The sequence below is a fragment of the Paracoccus alkanivorans genome (genome assembly GCF_003697785.1).
Taxonomy (GTDB): domain Bacteria; phylum Pseudomonadota; class Alphaproteobacteria; order Rhodobacterales; family Rhodobacteraceae; genus Paracoccus; species Paracoccus alkanivorans.
Genome location: NZ_QOKZ01000002.1, coordinates 442,848 through 458,984 on the forward strand (window position 1 = coordinate 442,848; position 16,137 = coordinate 458,984).

The following is a 16,137-nucleotide window of genomic DNA, read 5'->3' on the forward strand; positions in this document are numbered from 1 at the left end:
GGGTGCGGGGGGCAGGCAGCCCCCCGCATCGGTTTCACGTCAGTGTGCCTGCGCCGCACCGGCGCCTTTCGGCACCCGGATCGACTCGACCAGATCCTGCACCTCTTCCGGCGGCTCCTGCGTCGCGTTCGACACGACATAGGCGACGACGAAGTTGATCATCGCGCCGACAGCTCCGAAACTGGTCGACTTGATCGACAACAGCAGGGGATCATCATCGGTGAAGCTGTTCGTGCCGGGGATGAAGAACCACCCCTTGTGCAGGAAGATATAGATCACCGTGACCAGCAGACCCGCCAGCATCCCCGCGATGGCACCCTGGGAGTTCATCCGCTTGGAGAAGATCCCCATCAGGATCGCCGGGAACAGCGAGGCCGCCGCGATCCCGAAGGCCAGTGCCACGGTCTGCGCGGCAAAGCCCGGCGGGTTCAGCCCCAGCCATGTCGCCGCCAGAATGGCCACCAGCATCGAGATCCGTGCCGCCATCAACTCGCCTTTCTCGCTGATATCGGGATTGATCATCGATTTGATCAGGTCATGCGACACGGCCGAGGAAATCGCCATCAGCAACCCTGCCGCAGTCGACAGCGCCGCCGCAAGACCGCCGGCGACCACAAGCGCGATCACCCAGCTCGGCAGCCCCGCGATCTCGGGATTGGCCAGAACCATGATGTCCTGATCGACCTTGACCGCCTCGTTCTTTTCCTCATCGGCCCAGTATTCGATCCGGCCGTCGCCGTTCTTGTCCTCGAAGGCCAGCAGCCCGGTGCGTTCCCAGTTCTGGACCCAGTTCGGCATCTCCTCGATGGCGATCGCGTCCTGCTGCGGACCATTGGGCCACATGGTATCGACGAAATTCAGCCGCGCCATGGCGCCCACCGCCGGAGCGGTCAGGTACAGCAGCGCGATGAACACCAGCGCCCAGCCCGCCGAGGTCCGTGCATCGGCCACGCGCGGCACGGTGAAGAAGCGCACGATCACATGCGGCAGACCGGCCGTGCCGATCATCAGCGACAGGGTGAACAGAAAGATGTTCAGCGTCGTATCGGTCTGCGCCGTATAGCTGGCAAAGCCGAGATCCTGGATCACAGTGTCCAGCTTCTCCAGCAGCGGCACACCCTCGGCGGCGGTATTGCTGAACAGGCCAAGCGCCGGGATGGGATTCCCGGTGATGGTCAGCGAGATGAAGATCGCCGGAATGGTATAGGCGATGATCAGCACCACATATTGCGCGACCTGCGTATAGGTGATGCCCTTCATTCCCCCCAGCACCGCGTAGACCGCAACGATCAGCGCGCCCGTCCACAGGCCCATTTCGTAGGACATGTTCAGAAAGCCCGAGAAGGCCACGCCGACGCCCTTCATCTGCCCGATAACATAGGTGACCGAGGCGATGATCAGGCAGATGACCGCTATCAGGCGGGCAGTCTGGCTGTAAAAACGGTCGCCGATGAATTCCGGCACGGTGAATTTGCCGAATTTGCGCAGGTAGGGCGCCAGCAGCATCGCCAGCAGCACATAGCCGCCCGTCCAGCCCATCAGATAGGCCGAGGTGTCATAGCCGCCAAAGGCGATGATCCCCGCCATCGAGATGAAGGACGCCGCCGACATCCAGTCGGCCCCGGTCGCCATGCCGTTCAGAACCGGATGGACGCCACGACCCGCAGCATAGAACTCGCTGGTCGAACCGGCACGCGCCCAGATGGCGATACCGACATAGAGCGCGAAGGTAAGCCCCACGACGATCAGGTTGAGGGTGAACTGTTCCATAATTTACTCCTCCACCCCATGCTCGCGGTCCAGCCGGTTCATCCGCCAGGCATAGGCAAAGATCAGGATCACGAAGGTGATGATCGAGCCCTGCTGCGCGAACCAGAAGCCAAGATCGGTTCCGCCGATCTTGATGCCGGACAGCAACGGGCGGAACAGGATGGCGCAGCCATAGGACACAAAGGCCCATATGGCGATGCATATCCAGATCGTGCGGATATTCGCACGCCAGTATGCGTTTGATGATTGTCTGTCACTCATGTCCTTCGGTCCTCCCCAGTTCAGACATGTCCCTCTTTTCCGCCCTTTGGTGATCGGCGCCCCGGTTACCCGGCGGAGAGGCCGGGGCGCGATGGCGGGGCCGGTGTCAGCCCCGGTTCATCCGGTTCGCGATCAGGTCATCCACGACCTCCGGCTCGGCCAGGGTCGAAGTGTCGCCGAGGCTGCCATAGTCGTTCTCGGCGATCTTGCGCAGGATGCGGCGCATGATCTTGCCCGAACGGGTCTTGGGCATACCCGGCGCCCATTGGATCAGGTCGGGCTTGGCGATCGGGCCGATCTCGTTGCGGACCCACTTCTCCAGCTCGGCACGCAGCTCCTCGGTGGGCTCGACGCCGTTCATCAGCGTGACATAGGCATAGATGCCCTGCCCCTTGACGGCATGCGGATAGCCGACCACTGCCGCCTCGGCGACCTTCTCATGGGCGACCAGCGCCGATTCCACCTCGGCGGTGCCCATCCGGTGGCCCGAGACATTGATGACGTCATCCACCCGCCCGGTGATCCAGTAATAGCCGTCCTCGTCCCGGCGGCAACCGTCGCCGGTAAAGTAATAGCCCGGATATTGCTGGAAATAGGTCTCCATGAAGCGCTGGTGGTCGCCCCATACGGTGCGCATCTGGCCCGGCCAGCTATCGGCGATACACAGCACGCCCTCGGCCGGATTGCCCTCGATCAGTTCGGCACTGCCCGGATCCAGCACGGCGGGCCTGATGCCGAAGAACGGCACCGTGGCCGATCCCGGCTTGGTCTCGGTCGCGCCGGGCAAGGGCGTGATCAGGTGGCCGCCGGTCTCGGTCTGCCACCATGTATCGACGATCGGGCATCTGCCCTTGCCGACATGGGTGTCATACCAGTTCCAGGCCTCGGGATTGATCGGCTCGCCCACGGTGCCAAGGATACGCAGGCTGGACAGGTCGTGCTTCTCGACGAATTCCGGCCCCTTGCCCATCAGCGCCCGGATGGCGGTCGGCGCAGTGTAGAACTGGTTGACCTTGTGCTTGGCGCAGACCTCCCAGAAACGGCCGGCGTCGGGCCATGTCGGCACACCCTCGAACATCAGCGTGGTGGCACCATTGGCCAGCGGGCCATAGACGATATAGCTGTGGCCCGTGACCCAGCCCACATCCGCCGTGCACCAGTAGATATCGCCCTCGTGGTAATCGAAGGTATACTGATGCGTCATCGCCGCAAAGACGAGGTAGCCGCCGGTCGTATGCACGACCCCCTTCGGCTTGCCGGTCGAACCCGAGGTATAGAGGATGAACAGCGGATCCTCGGCATTCATCGCCTCGGGCTCGCATTCCGTCGCGGCCCCGGCCATCAGCACCTTGACGTCGATGTCGCGGCCCTCGGTCCATGTCGTCTGGTCCCCGGTATGCTTGACGACAAGGCAGCGCACCTTGTCCGAACAGCTCAGCAGCGCCTGGTCGGCATTGGATTTCAGCGCCGTCCTGCGCCCGCCGCGCGGAGCGGTATCGGCGGTGATCACGATCTGCGCGCCCGAATCGTTGATCCGGTTGGCCAGCGCATCGGGGGAAAAGCCCGCGAAGACGATGGAATGAATCGCCCCGATCCGCGCGCAGGCCAGCATCGCATAGGCGGCCTCGGGGATCATCGGCAGGTAGATCACCACCCGGTCGCCCTTTTTCACGCCCAGGTCACGCAGCACATTCGCCATCCGGTTCACGTTCTCGGAAAGCTGCGCATAGGTGATATGCTGCGCCGGATCCTTGGGATCGTCGGGCTCGAAGATGATCGCGGTCTGCTCGGCGCGCTTGGGCAGATGCCGGTCGATGCAGTTCGCGGCGACGTTCAGCTCGCCATCCTCGAACCACTTTATGCTGACATTGCCAAAGGTGAAATCGGTATTCTTGACCTTGGTATAGGGCTTGATCCAGTCCAGCCGCTTGCCCTCGCGGGCCCAGAACGCCTCGGGATCATTGATCGATTCGGCATATAGCCGGTCGTAATCCGCCGGTTTCACATGGGCATTCTCGAACCCCGCCGGAATCGCGTGTTTGGCAATATTTTCAGAACTCATGAGTTCCCCTCCTCGCAGCCGTAACAACACCCGCGCAATGCCGGAAACCTCCATCCGAGCAAGATCGATCGGCAATGCACACTATGTTAACAGGAAGCTATACATCATGTTAAGTCGTTTTTATATAAGAAAAATTATGTAAATTTATTGACACGAATACAGTCGTTTTTGTAAATACTTCACAAACCCGTCAGCAATTGCCTCCGGACCGGCTCACCGCCATGTTCCGTGTTCAGACAGTCCCGGGATCACCTGAGGATCAGGCCGCCTCCCGCCTTATCCCCGCGCATCCGCAAGCGCGGAGGCCATGGCCTGAGCAAAGATCCCCGTATCGGTCGATAGCGAGGCGAAATCAAAGCCGCGCCGGTGCATCTGCCGGATCATCTCGCCCGAGCCGCAATGGATGCCCGCCAGCAGCCCCGCTTCGCGGGCCGAGGCCAGGATGGCGTCGATGGCCTCCTGCACCTCGGATGCCTCGGGGTTCAGCGTCGCGGCATGCCCCAGTGACAGGCCCAGATCCGCCGGGCCGATATAGACCCCCGACAACCCCTCGACCGCCATGATCGCCTCGCGATTGGCCAGCGCCTCGGCGGTTTCGATCATCGCAAAGACCTGCACCAGCTCCCCTGACCGCGCGACGTAATCGGACCACAGCGCCCCTGCCCGCACCGGCCCGTAGCTGCGCGCGCCAAGCGGTGCATAGCGCGTGGCGGCAACAAGGCGCCGGGCATCCTCGGCATTGTTGATCATCGGGCAGATGATGCCGCTCGCCCCCGCATCTAGGCATTTCATCGCGATGCCGGGCTCGTTCCATGGCAGCCGGACGAATTTGGGCGCGGTGCTGGCCGACATCGCCTGCAGCATGGTCAACATCACCTGGTAATCGATCATCCCGTGCTGCATGTCGATGGTCAGCATGTCGAACCCCGCCCGCGCGACGATCTCCGCCGTCGCCGCCGATGGCAGGCCGCACCAGCCATTCACCGCCTTGCCCCCGGTTGAAAAATGGCTGTGGAAATTCTCTGCCGTCAGTGTCATGGCGCGCCCTCCCCTCGCTGCTGGCCGCAGGCAAGCATGCGTTCATGGTGAAGGCAAGCGGATCTGGACGGCTGCTCGGGGATGAGGTTCTGTAAGGAATGGCAATAAAGGAGGCCCGCATGGACGATCTGGAACGGCGCATCGCGCAGGCCCGTGGGGATCAGCCCGCCGACCTGGTCCTGCGCGGGGGGCGCGTATTCGATCTTGTCACCGGGGCGACGATACCGGGCGACGTGGCGATCTGCGGCGACCGCATCGCGGGAATCGGCGCGGATTACGAGGGCCACGAGGTGATCGACGCGACCGGCCTGACGCTGGTGCCGGGCTTTATCGACACCCATCTGCATGTCGAAAGCAGCCTTGTCACGCCCTTCGAATTCGACCGCTGCGTGACGCCACGCGGCATCACCACCGCCATCTGCGACCCGCATGAGATCGCCAATGTCATCGGGCTGGACGGGATCCGCTATTTCCAGCAGGCAGCCGAACATCTGCTGCTGGACCTGCGGGTGCAACTGTCCTCCTGCGTGCCCTCGACCGATATGGAGACGGCGGGCGCCCGGATCGAGGCCGATGACCTGCGCGAGGTCATGAACCATCCTTCCGGCATCGGGCTGGCCGAATTCATGAACTATCCCGGCGTGATCCATCGCGACCCTTTGGCCATGGCCAAGCTGCGCCTGTTCGAGGGCGGCCATATCGACGGGCATTGCCCGCAACTTTCGGGCCGCGACCTGAACGCCTATATCGCCGCCGGTATCCGCACCGAGCACGAGGCGACAACCGCCGAAGAGGCATTGGAAAAACTGCGCAAGGGCATGCGGGTGCTGATCCGCGAGGGCTCGGTGTCCAAGGACCTGGACGCGCTGCAGCCGATCCTGACCGAGGCGGCCAGCGCCTATATCTGCCTGTGCACCGACGACCGCAATCCGCTGGATATCGGCGAGCATGGCCATCTCGACTACATGATCCGGCGGCTGATAAAACTGGGCACGACGCCGCTGGCCGCCTATCGCGCCGCCTCGCTTTCGGCGGCAGAGGCCTTCGGGCTGAAGGATCGCGGGCTGATCGCGCCGGGCTTGCGGGCCGATATCGTGGCGGTGGGCTCACTCGAGGCATGCGATGCGCAACTGGTGCTTTGCGGCGGCCGGATGGTGGATGACGGCGCCTTCGCGGCGCGCGGGTTCGTTCCGCCGGTCGGGCGGGCCTCGGTCAAGGCTCCGCCGGTTCGGGCCGAGGATTTCCGCTGCAGCGGCAACAGGGCCAAGACCGATGTGATCGGGATCATGGAAGGCAAGATCATCACCGAACATCTGCGCGAAGAGATCACCCCGCAGGATGGCGACAAGCGCCCCGATCCGGCGCGTGACCTGATGCGCATCGCGGTGATCGAGCGCCACGGCAGGAACGGCAATATCGCCACCGGCTTCGTGCGCGGGTTCGGCATCGCGCACGGCGCCATCGCCTCGACCGTCTGCCACGACCACCACAATATCGCCGTGGTGGGCGCGGATTACGATGACATGGCGCTGGCCGCGAACCGGCTGTCGGATATCGAGGGCGGTTTCGTCGTGGCCGACAAGGGGCGCATCCTGGCCGAGCTTGCCCTGCCCATCGCCGGGCTGATGAGCCTCGATCCCTTCGAGGCGGTCCGCGACCGGCTGGTCGATCTGCGCGAGGCGGCCCGCGGCCTTGGCGTTACGCTGGAAGAACCGTTCCTGCAGCTCGCCTTCCTCGCCCTGCCGGTGATCCCGGCGCTGAAGATCACCGATCGCGGCATGGTGGATGTCGAGAGGTTCGAGATCATCGCGGGGTGATCTGTTGCCCGGGGCTTTGCCCGTCGCCGACTGGTCGCTCGGACCTGCGGCGCGACCCGTCGGCCAATAGGTATTTGGACAAAGAAGAAGCGGTCTGAAAATCCGGGTGGTTCTTCACGGATTCGGAGGAGTGCGTGCGCAAGCTGTGTACGCCCTGTGTACAGGCCGTGTAAGCGAGCTGCACAGGTTGTGCAGCCGGGTTCCCAGCATTTGCTGATCAAACTGGTTACGCCGTTGCAATTGTCACCATTGCAACGCGCACCCCTGCTGCCGCAATCAATCGTGCCGGATCACCATGGTCCGAGTGGCGGCGAATTCGTAAAGCGCATCGAAGCCCTTTTCCCGGCCATGCCCAGATTTCTTCATGCCGCCGAAGGGCAACTCGATGCCACCGCCCGCACCATAGGCGTTGACGAAGACCTGCCCGACCATGATCTGCCGCGCCACGCGGATCGCCCGGCTGCCATCGCGCGACCAGACCCCCGCGACCAGCCCGTAATCCGTGTCATTGGCCAGCGCCACGGCATCGGCCTCATCCCTGAATGTCATCAGCGACAGAACCGGGCCAAAGACCTCTTGCCGGGCCAGCATGTGATCACGGGGAACCGGGCCATAGGCGCGCGGAGCGATGAAATTGCCGCCACCCGAAACATTCGCGTCCAGCTTCCCCTCGGCAATCAGGGGGATGCCGTCCGCATCGGCCTGCTCGCAGAAACGCCGCACGCGGGCCAGCTGCCGCGGATTGATCAGCGGGCCGAGATCGCGGTCATCCTCCGGTGCCCCCGCAGTCAGCGCCGGGAATTCGGCCCGCAGGCGCTCGGTCACCACGTCAACGATGCTTTCCTCGACCAGCAGCCGCGCCCCGGCGGAACAGGTCTGCCCGGCATTCTGGGTGATCGCCTTCAGGATTACCGGCATGGCGCGGTCCAGATCGGCATCGGCAAAGACAATCTGCGGCGATTTGCCGCCCAGCTCCAGCGTGCAGCCGATATGATGCGCCGCCGCCGATGTCTGGACCGCCGCACCGACCTCGGGACTGCCGGTGAAGCTGATGAAATCGATGCCGCGATGTGCCGACAGCGCCGCCCCGGCCTCTTCCCCGCGCCCCGGCACCACATTGAGCGCCCCCGGCGGCAGCCCGGCATCGCGCAGCAATTCCGCCAGCCGCAAGGGCGTCAGGCAGGCATCCTCGGCGGGCTTCAGCACACAGGCATTGCCCATGGCGAGGGATGCGGCGATGGTGCGCCCGAACATCTGCGCGGGGTAGTTCCACGGGATGATATGACCGGTCACGCCAAAGGGCACATATTCGGTCGTCACGAAATGCCCCGGCAGAAAGGGGATCATGTCACCGTGAACCTTGTCCGCCGCACCGCCGTAAAATTCCAGGTAACGGGCAGCCGCCGTGATATCGGCACGGGCCTGTGTCATCGGCTTGCCGGTATCGCGGGCCTCCAGCGCCGACAATTCCTCGAAATTCTCAGGAATCAGCGCGGCGGCCCGGCCGAGAATTCGCCCGCGTTCGGTCGCGGTCAGCCCGCCCCATTCCCCGTCCCGGGCGCGCCGGGCCGCGGACACCGCGGCATCGATATCCACGGCATTACCCGCCGCGATCCGGGTGAAGGCCTCGCCCCTTGCCGGATCGATCACCTCCAGCGTGGCTCCACTCGCCGAGGGCCGCCACTGGTTATCGATGAAAACCCCGTCCGAAGCGGCGGCAATGGCACGAGGCCGGGTATGGGTATTCATGGCGGCTCCTCCTTGCGGAAGCCAGCCTCGCCTATTGGCGGGATCAGCGCAAGAGGTTCAGCCGCGCGCCCGCTCCACGATGGCAATGGCGGCCGCAACCGCCTCCTCGACGGAAATATGGCTGGTGTCGATGACCGTCGCGTCATCGGCAGGGCGCAGCGGCGCGGTGTCCCGTTCGCGGTCGCGGCGGTCGCGTTCTTGCAGCTGATCCAGCATCTCGGCCGGATCCGCTCCCAATTCCTCGGCCCGCCGCCGCGCCCGGACCTCGTTCGAGGCGATCACGAACAGCTTGACCGGTGCATCCGGGCAAATCACCGTGCCGATATCGCGCCCATCCAGAACCGAACCCGGTTCCTGTGCCGCGAAACGGCGCTGAAACTCGACCAGTGCGGAGCGCACTTCGGGGATGGCCGCGATCCGGCTGGCGGCCTGCCCGGCCTCCGCGCTTCTCAGGTCATCGCGTTGCAGGTCATCGGGGGCAAGGCTGCGCGCGGCTTCTATCGGGTCGCCGCCTTTCGCGCCGGTCGCCCGATACAGCAATCCTGTGTCGAGATGATGAAAACCGTAATGCGCGGCCAGGGCACGGGCAATAGTGCCCTTGCCCGATGCGGCGGGTCCGTCGATGGCAATGATGAAGGGCATGCTTGGGAAACTGATCAAAGGGGGGGTGAACCGGACTTGCCATATTTTGGGCATGCAGGTCCAGCGCAGGATGGGAACCAGGTAAAAAATGCGGCGCCAACTCCATGACGAGCGGCGCCGCATCCATTCGGGCCAGGAAAAAGAGGATCAGTTGCCGCCCAGGGTCTTGGCGACCTCGGCCGCGAAATCCTCTTCCTTCTTGTCGATGCCTTCACCCACGGCCACACGGGCAAAGCCGGTGATTTTCGCGCCGGCATCCTTCGCCGCCTGCTCCACTGTCAGGTCGGGATTGATGACGAATTTCTGGCCCAGCAGCGTGACCTCTTCGAAGAACTTGTTCATGCGGCCCACGATCATCTTCTCGATGACGGCTTCGGGCTTGCCTGATTCGCGGGCCTGATCGGTCAGCACCTGCTTTTCACGCTCGATCATCGCGGGATCGAGATCGTCCTGCCCAAGCGAGGCGGGCGAGGTCGCGGCGACATGCATGGCGATCTGGCGGCCGATCTCGTCATCGCCGCCTTCCAGGCCGACCAGCACGCCGATCGTGCCCATGCCATCGGCAACCGAGTTATGCACATATGTCACGACTTTCGGAGCAGTCACAACGGTCATCCGGCGCAGCGACATGTTCTCGCCGATCTTGGCGATGGCGTCGGTCAGAATCTCGGAGACGGGCTTGCCGTCGATCTGGGCATTCTTCAACGCCTCGACATCGTCCACGTCCAGCGCGGCACCGGCGATCTTGCGGACCATGTTCTGGAATTCTTCGTTCTTGGCCACGAAGTCGGTTTCCGAGTTCACCTCGACCGCGACACCCTTGCCATCGCGCACGGCGACCGCGACCAGACCCTCGGCGGCGATGCGGCCCGATTTCTTGGCGGCCTTGGCCAGGCCCTTGGTGCGCAGCCAGTCGGATGCGGCCTGCATGTCGCCATCGGTCTCGGTCAGCGCCTTCTTGGCGTCCATCATCCCTGCGCCCGTCGTCTCGCGCAGCTCTTTCACCATCGCGGCTGTGATAGCCATGATCCGTCTCCTTTGTTCAACGCCTCAGGCGGGGCATATCCCCGCCTGACGACAATTCTGTAAACCTGCGGTAAATCCGCCCCGGCGGGGTCAGGCGTCGGTCGTGGCCTGCTCTTCGGCAGCGGCTTCGGCCTCGCCTTCCTCCAGAACCTCTTCCGGAGCCTCGGCCAGCGCGCCGACATCGACCCCGGCAGCGCCCATCTGCGCGGACATCCCGTCCAGGGCCGCACGGCTGGCCAGATCGCAGTAAAGCGCAATCGCCCGCGCCGCATCATCGTTACCCGGAATGATGTAGTCAACGCCCTCGGGCGAGCAGTTGGTGTCAACGACGGCGACAACCGGGATCCCCAGCTTCTTCGCCTCGGCGATGGCGAGGTCTTCCTTGTTCACGTCGATGACGAACAGCAGGTCCGGCAGGCCGCCCATATCGCGGATCCCGCCCAGGGATGCCTGCAGCTTGGCCTGCTCGCGTTCAAGGCCGAGGCGTTCCTTCTTGGTCATGCCCTCGGCACCGCCCGCCATGGTCTCGTCGATCGCCTTCAGGCGGCTGATCGACTGCGACACGGTTTTCCAGTTGGTCAGCGTGCCGCCCAGCCAGCGGTGATTCATGTAGAACTGCGCCGATTTCTCGGCCGCGTCGGCGATCGATTTCTGCGCCTGGCGCTTGGTGCCGACGAACAGCACCCGGCCGCCCTTGGCGACGGTGTCGCGGATGACCTGCAGCGCCGCGTCCAGCATCGGGACGGTCTGTGTCAGGTCGATGATGTGAATGCCGTTGCGGTCACCATAGATGAACTCGCCCATGCGCGGATTCCAGCGCTGAGTCTGGTGGCCGTAGTGAACGCCAGCTTCCAAGAGCTGACGCAGCGAAAATTCGGGAAGCGCCATGTCCATTTCCTTTCCGGTTTGCGCCTTGGCAGAGGTTTCGAGGCGGATGCCCCAACCGGTGGACCGTTCACGGATGTCTCCCGCAAGGGCCCTCCTCTGCCTGAGAAGTGTGGGGGAAATAGCTGCTCAGGGCGGGCTTGGCAAGGGGACAGGCAAAGAAAACCCCACCGCCGCATTGCGGGCGCGGCCCTTATCGCGCATCATCCGGATCATGCCAGTTCCCAAACAATCGCTCCCGTTGCAGATGACCTCGCATTTCCCGTTTGGCCGATCCTACGACTTCCATGAATTGCTGGCCGACGGTATCGTCCACGGCATCGGTGTCGCCTTCGCGCTGATCGGGGCGACCGCATTGATTTTCTATGCGACGGCATGGGGCGGTGGCGGCGAACAGATCGCCGCCTGGATCTATGGCCTCGGACTGGTCCTCGCCCTCGGTATTTCCTTCACCTACAACATGCTGCCGCCGTCGCGTTTCAAATGGGTCATGCGCCGGCTGGATCACTCCGCGATCTTCATACTGATTGCAGCAACTTACACGCCCTTCCTCCAATTGGGCATCGACAGGCCGGCGATCGCCGCGCTGCTGGTCTGCATCTGGCTGACCGCGATATCCGGAATCGTCCTGAAATGCGTCTTTCCGGGCCGGGGCGACCGGCTGGCCGTGCTGCTCTATCTCGCCATGGGATGGAGCGGGCTGATCGCCATCGGGCCGATCTCGGGCTATCTGCCGGGGATCTCGATCTGGCTGGTCGTCATCGGCGGCCTGATCTATTCAGCCGGGGTAAGCTTTCACCTGTGGCAAAAGCTGCGCTTCCAGAACGCGATCTGGCACGGTTTCGTCGTTGCCGCGGCGGCGGTGCATTATTCAGCGGTCTTCCTGGCCCTGCATCTCGACGGCATGTGACCCCGCACAACCGGCCACGCAACCGTTCTGCAGATGGCTTCACGGCTACAGGTAGTCGTCGATCCCCAGCAACTGGTTCATCGATTGCGAGGGCTCCGAACAGCCCGCATCTCCGATCACCCGCGCCGGCACCCCGGCCACGGTCTTGCAGGCGGGCACCTCGTGCAGCACCACCGACCCCGCCGCGATCCGCGAATGATGGCCGATATGGATATTGCCCAGCACCTTGGCGCCCGCGCCGATCATCACCCCGTCGCCGACCTTGGGATGGCGGTCGCCATCCTCCTTGCCGGTCCCGCCCAATGTAACCGAATGCAGCATCGACACGTCATTGCCCACCGTCGCGGTCTCGCCGATGACGATGGAATGGGCATGGTCGATCATCACCCCGGTGCCGATCCGCGCCGCCGGATGGATATCGACCCCGAAACATTCCGAGACGCGCATCTGCACGAAATAGGCCAGGTCCCGCCGCTCCTGGCGCCATAACCAATGCGCCATGCGATAGGCCTGCAATGCCTGGTATCCCTTGAAGAACAGGATCGGCTGGATCAGCCGATGCGTCGCCGGATCGCGGTCATAGACCGCCAGCAGATCGGCCCGCGCCGCATCGCCCAGCCCGGGCGACGCGCGATGCGCCTCATCCGCGATCTCGCGCAGGATCTGCTCGCTCATCTCGCCCGAGGCCAGCTTCTGCGAAAAGCGATAGGCCAGCGCGGCCTCGAGGCTGCGGTGATGCAGCAGCCCGGAATGAATCACCGATCCCAGAAGCGGCTCGTCCTGAATCGCCCGGGAAGCTTCATCGCGAATCTGCGCCCAGACCGCGTCACGGTCCAAATCCAGAGGCGTCTTGCTGCCATTTTGCATATTCATCGAAAGGACTCGCTCGCCAATTGCGTCAATCCCAGTCTTAGACCAATTCGGCCGCAGGGGAAAGCGCGAGCCGTCGCGCTTTCCCGAACGGAACCCCGGGATCAGCCCTTCTGCACGGGCAGCCGCAACTCCCACCAATGCACCGCCAGCCGCACCCGCCCCCCGGCGAATGCGCCCCCTTCGGCGGTCATGACCAGCGGTGCGGGCGCGTAATAGCTGAAAGCCCGCGCGCCCAGGACCCTTTCTGGATGCCCAACCCGCTGCCGAAACGGTCCAGGGCACCCGCCGTTCCCAGCCTCCATTTGTTCAGGCTCCCGTGCAGCGGCTCGATCACCCGCGCCACCGCGCCCACCACCATCACGCCATCCGGGATGATCACCGGAGTCTCGAAGCTCGCACCGGCGTCCACCGAAACCTCCGCCTCGGCCATCCCGGCCCGCATCCCCGATCCATGCGCGCCAAGAGTCAATGCGCCGACAACCCAATCCGCCCCGTCATGGATTGCCTGCGCGCCACGGTCGGCCACGAATCCCCGCATCCCCACTGATGGCACCACGAAGACCCAACCGCCATTCGAGCCAATGGCGATCCGGCCCCCCTGCCCCGCCCAGGCACCTTCGGCCCCCGACGGCACGCCCCAGCACTGCCCGTCGATCACCGCCAGCGGCGGCACCCGTGCCGAAACGCTTTGCAGCACCAGGTTCACCATCCCGTCCAGCCGCATCAGCGCCTCGTTCACCGTCACATGTTTCTGCGCCTGCGCGGGCTGCAACAGCGGCATCTCCAGCCGCATCGTATCATTCGCCGTCATTGATATCCCTCCTGACAAATGGCCCGGCCCCGAACTGTTCCGACAGTTGCGCGACCGCGACCGTGAATGCGCCTCCGGCAAGCGCCGCCGACCAGACACCCTCTGGCACCCGGTATTCCGGGACCGGGACCTGAACCTGATGGATCACCTCGCCGCCCCGGCTCAGCCGCAGCAGATAGGCTTCCCGCGTCTCGCCCAGGGGCACCTCCGGCCCATCCCAGCCATCGCCATCCACCCGCGCCCGCCGGATCCAGCGGATCCGCCGCCCCTCGATCCGCAGATGGCAGGGCGCATAGGGACGCAGCCCGATCCCCCTCGCCCCGGTCACGATCCCCCGGTAACTGGCGTCATCGGGCGCGCGCAGCGCCGGGCCGATCCGCCAGAACCGCTCCTGTCCGCGCGCCGAGGGCGGCAGTGCCACCTGCCGCACAGCCCCATCCATCAGCACCGCCAGAGACCCGGCGGGCCAGACAGAAGGCATCACCCCATCCGTCCCCGCCTGCCCGCGCAGACGGTCGCGGATCTCCCAGATCCCGTCGCCCACCGGCTCGGCCCGGGCGAATTGCAGCAATTCCCAACGCTCTGCCGATCCATCCCCGATCGCCAGCAGATTGGCCCCGGACCAAAGCGCCCGCCGCCCGACCGAGCGCAACTGGTCGCCCTTGATCCGCAATCGCAAGGGCGCACCCCGGTCGATCATCCCCGGACGGGCGCGCGCCAGCGGCGTCAATGTCCGCCCCATCACCGCCCGCCGTGTTAGGGTCAGGTTCAGGTCGAACCCGCCCTCCTCCTCGACCGACATATAGGCCGCGACCGATCCCGGCCAGGGATGCGCCGATACCGCGAGATATGGCGCATGCGGCGCCTCGTCCCCCCGCATCAGCGGCAGGTCCATAAAGACCGGCCAGACTGGCAGGGGCGGCACATAGCGCCGGATCGCGGTTTCTTCGTCGGCCGCCCGCGCGGGCCGGTAGACCCCCGGATCGACCCGCACCGCCTCGACGCTGATCGCCCCAGCCCGCTCGACCCGGTCGATCCGCCATGACTGCGCCTCCGCACCCTCCCGCGCCACACGCAGCACATCCCCCGGCCCCAGATCCGCACGCGAGGGCGGCAGGGCAAAACGTATCCTGTCGCGCGAGACCTCGGCCTCGGCCAGCCACCGCTCGGCAATCGCCCGCCCCTCGGCCCGTGTCAGCAGCATCGGGAACTCGCTCCCGGCGGCATTGTCCCTTACGTCCCCGGGCAGGATCGCCTCCGCCGTCGCCACCGCGTAATCGCCGCCCGCCTCGACATGGGACAGCCGCAGCCGCCCCACTATCTCGGCATCCGGAGCCCGCGAGACCTCGATCCCGCTCAGCCCATCGGCTACAGCCAGATCATCCGGCCCGATCTCTCCCCTGGCCCGGCCATCCCGCATGACGAAACGCAGCACCCCGTCACGCTCCACCGCATCAAAGCCATGCGCCAGCATCAAGGGTTGCAGCGCCGCCCGCCCGGTCTCCTGCCCCTCCAGCCGATAGCCGTGCACGACACCCGACAATCCACTGGTGTCAAAAGCCCTCACCCCCGCCTCCCGGCAGATATCGCCCACGACCGAGGCCAACGGCACCGCCCCGGCCCGCCCGTTCAGCCAATGGCCCCGCTCCCATGCCGGACCATCGCTCCACAGGTCGCGGCGGGCGGGAAAGGCGGGATCGCGCCAATCGGAGAGTGGCATGTAATTGTCGATGCCGATGAAATCGATATTCCCGTCGGCCCAGAGCGGATCGAGATGAAAGAACAGCTCGCCCCCGCCCGGATGATGACCAAAATATTCCGACCAGTCGGCGGCATAGCCCAGCCTGACCTCCGGCCCCAGCACGGCCCGCACATCCGCCGCCAGCCGCCGTAACGCCGCCACCGCCGGATAACTGCCCCCGGCCCCGCGAATCCGCGTCATGCCCACCATTTCCGAGCCGATCAGGAAGCTGTCCACGCCCCCTGCCACGGCACAAAGATGCGCATAATGCAGGACAAAGCGGCGATAGGACCATTCCTCCGGCCCGCGATATTCGATCCGCTCGCCATCGCGGATGAAATCGCCCGGCCCGGCCTGCCCGAAAAACGCCGCCACCTCGGCCTCCGCCGCCTTGCTCCCGTCCGGCGAGCTCTCGCGCCCCGCCGCCACCGATGTCGTGATCCGCCCCCGCCACGGCATGACCGGCTGTTCGGCACCCCCATAAGGATCGGCCAGCCCGTTAACCGCCGCTCCAAGCCCTCGATCATCGCCTCGATCCGCTCCAGCCGCTTC

12 protein-coding genes and 1 pseudogene are annotated in these 16,137 nt (G+C 64.9%); 2 read left to right on the top strand and 11 right to left on the bottom strand.

What is annotated here, in order from left to right:
• Nucleotides 1-39: 39 nt before the first annotated feature.
• The 4 genes from C9E81_RS06820 to C9E81_RS06835 all read right to left on the bottom strand — a co-directional run bounded on the left by C9E81_RS06820 (nt 40) and on the right by C9E81_RS06835 (nt 5,131).
• Nucleotides 40-1,770, bottom strand: coding sequence for a sodium:solute symporter family protein (locus C9E81_RS06820; RefSeq protein ID WP_122111545.1), 1,731 nt, complete (start codon nt 1,768-1,770; stop codon nt 40-42).
• A gap of 3 nt (nt 1,771-1,773) precedes the next feature.
• Nucleotides 1,774-2,031 carry a DUF4212 domain-containing protein gene (locus tag C9E81_RS06825; protein WP_122111546.1) on the bottom strand — a complete coding sequence of 86 codons (258 nt, stop codon included), beginning with the start codon at nt 2,029-2,031 and terminating at the stop codon, nt 1,774-1,776.
• A 106-nt stretch (nt 2,032-2,137) separates the two neighbouring features.
• Complete coding sequence (gene acs / locus C9E81_RS06830; protein ID WP_122111547.1) at nt 2,138-4,093, bottom strand: acetate--CoA ligase; 1,956 nt, start codon at nt 4,091-4,093, stop codon at nt 2,138-2,140.
• 276 nt (nt 4,094-4,369) lie between these two features.
• A complete protein-coding gene (locus C9E81_RS06835) occupies nt 4,370-5,131 on the bottom strand; it encodes an HpcH/HpaI aldolase family protein (protein ID WP_122111548.1) in 762 nt (253 codons plus the stop codon).
• 119 nt (nt 5,132-5,250) lie between these two features.
• On the opposite strand from C9E81_RS06835, the gene ade reads away from it, so the two are divergent.
• Nucleotides 5,251-6,948 carry an adenine deaminase gene (gene ade, locus C9E81_RS06840; RefSeq protein ID WP_122111549.1) on the top strand — a complete coding sequence of 566 codons (1,698 nt, stop codon included), beginning with the start codon at nt 5,251-5,253 and terminating at the stop codon, nt 6,946-6,948.
• Nucleotides 6,949-7,224: 276 nt separating this feature from the next.
• Here ade and C9E81_RS06845 read toward each other — a convergent pair whose 3' ends face one another.
• The 4 genes from C9E81_RS06845 to rpsB all read right to left on the bottom strand — a co-directional run bounded on the left by C9E81_RS06845 (nt 7,225) and on the right by rpsB (nt 11,253).
• A complete protein-coding gene (locus C9E81_RS06845; RefSeq protein ID WP_122111550.1) occupies nt 7,225-8,697 on the bottom strand; it encodes an aldehyde dehydrogenase family protein in 1,473 nt (490 codons plus the stop codon).
• 57 nt (nt 8,698-8,754) lie between these two features.
• Nucleotides 8,755-9,339, bottom strand: a complete 585-nt coding sequence (locus C9E81_RS06850) for a (d)CMP kinase (RefSeq protein ID WP_122111841.1) — start codon at nt 9,337-9,339, stop codon at nt 8,755-8,757.
• A 147-nt stretch (nt 9,340-9,486) separates the two neighbouring features.
• A complete protein-coding gene (tsf, locus tag C9E81_RS06855; RefSeq protein WP_122111551.1) occupies nt 9,487-10,365 on the bottom strand; it encodes a translation elongation factor Ts in 879 nt (292 codons plus the stop codon).
• A 90-nt stretch (nt 10,366-10,455) separates the two neighbouring features.
• Nucleotides 10,456-11,253, bottom strand: coding sequence for a 30S ribosomal protein S2 (gene rpsB / locus C9E81_RS06860; protein ID WP_122111552.1), 798 nt, complete (start codon nt 11,251-11,253; stop codon nt 10,456-10,458).
• 211 nt (nt 11,254-11,464) lie between these two features.
• Between rpsB and trhA the strand changes: the two genes are divergently transcribed.
• Nucleotides 11,465-12,160: a PAQR family membrane homeostasis protein TrhA gene (gene trhA, locus C9E81_RS06865; RefSeq protein ID WP_208021125.1), complete on the top strand. Its 696-nt coding sequence runs from the start codon at nt 11,465-11,467 to the stop codon at nt 12,158-12,160.
• A 45-nt stretch (nt 12,161-12,205) separates the two neighbouring features.
• Here trhA and cysE read toward each other — a convergent pair whose 3' ends face one another.
• The 3 genes and pseudogenes from cysE to C9E81_RS06880 all read right to left on the bottom strand — a co-directional run.
• The gene (cysE, locus tag C9E81_RS06870) at nt 12,206-13,033 is read right to left on the bottom strand and encodes a serine O-acetyltransferase (RefSeq protein ID WP_166461834.1); all 828 of its coding nucleotides are present in this window, start codon (nt 13,031-13,033) and stop codon (nt 12,206-12,208) included.
• A gap of 187 nt (nt 13,034-13,220) precedes the next feature.
• Nucleotides 13,221-13,844, bottom strand: a complete 624-nt coding sequence (locus C9E81_RS06875; protein ID WP_243698538.1) for a DUF2793 domain-containing protein — start codon at nt 13,842-13,844, stop codon at nt 13,221-13,223.
• Nucleotides 13,831-16,086 (bottom strand): annotated as a pseudogene (locus C9E81_RS06880) (baseplate megatron protein TIM-barrel domain-containing protein); the annotation flags it as partial. The pseudogene C9E81_RS06880 and the gene C9E81_RS06875, both read right to left, overlap by 14 nt.
• Nucleotides 16,087-16,137 lie beyond the last annotated feature (51 nt).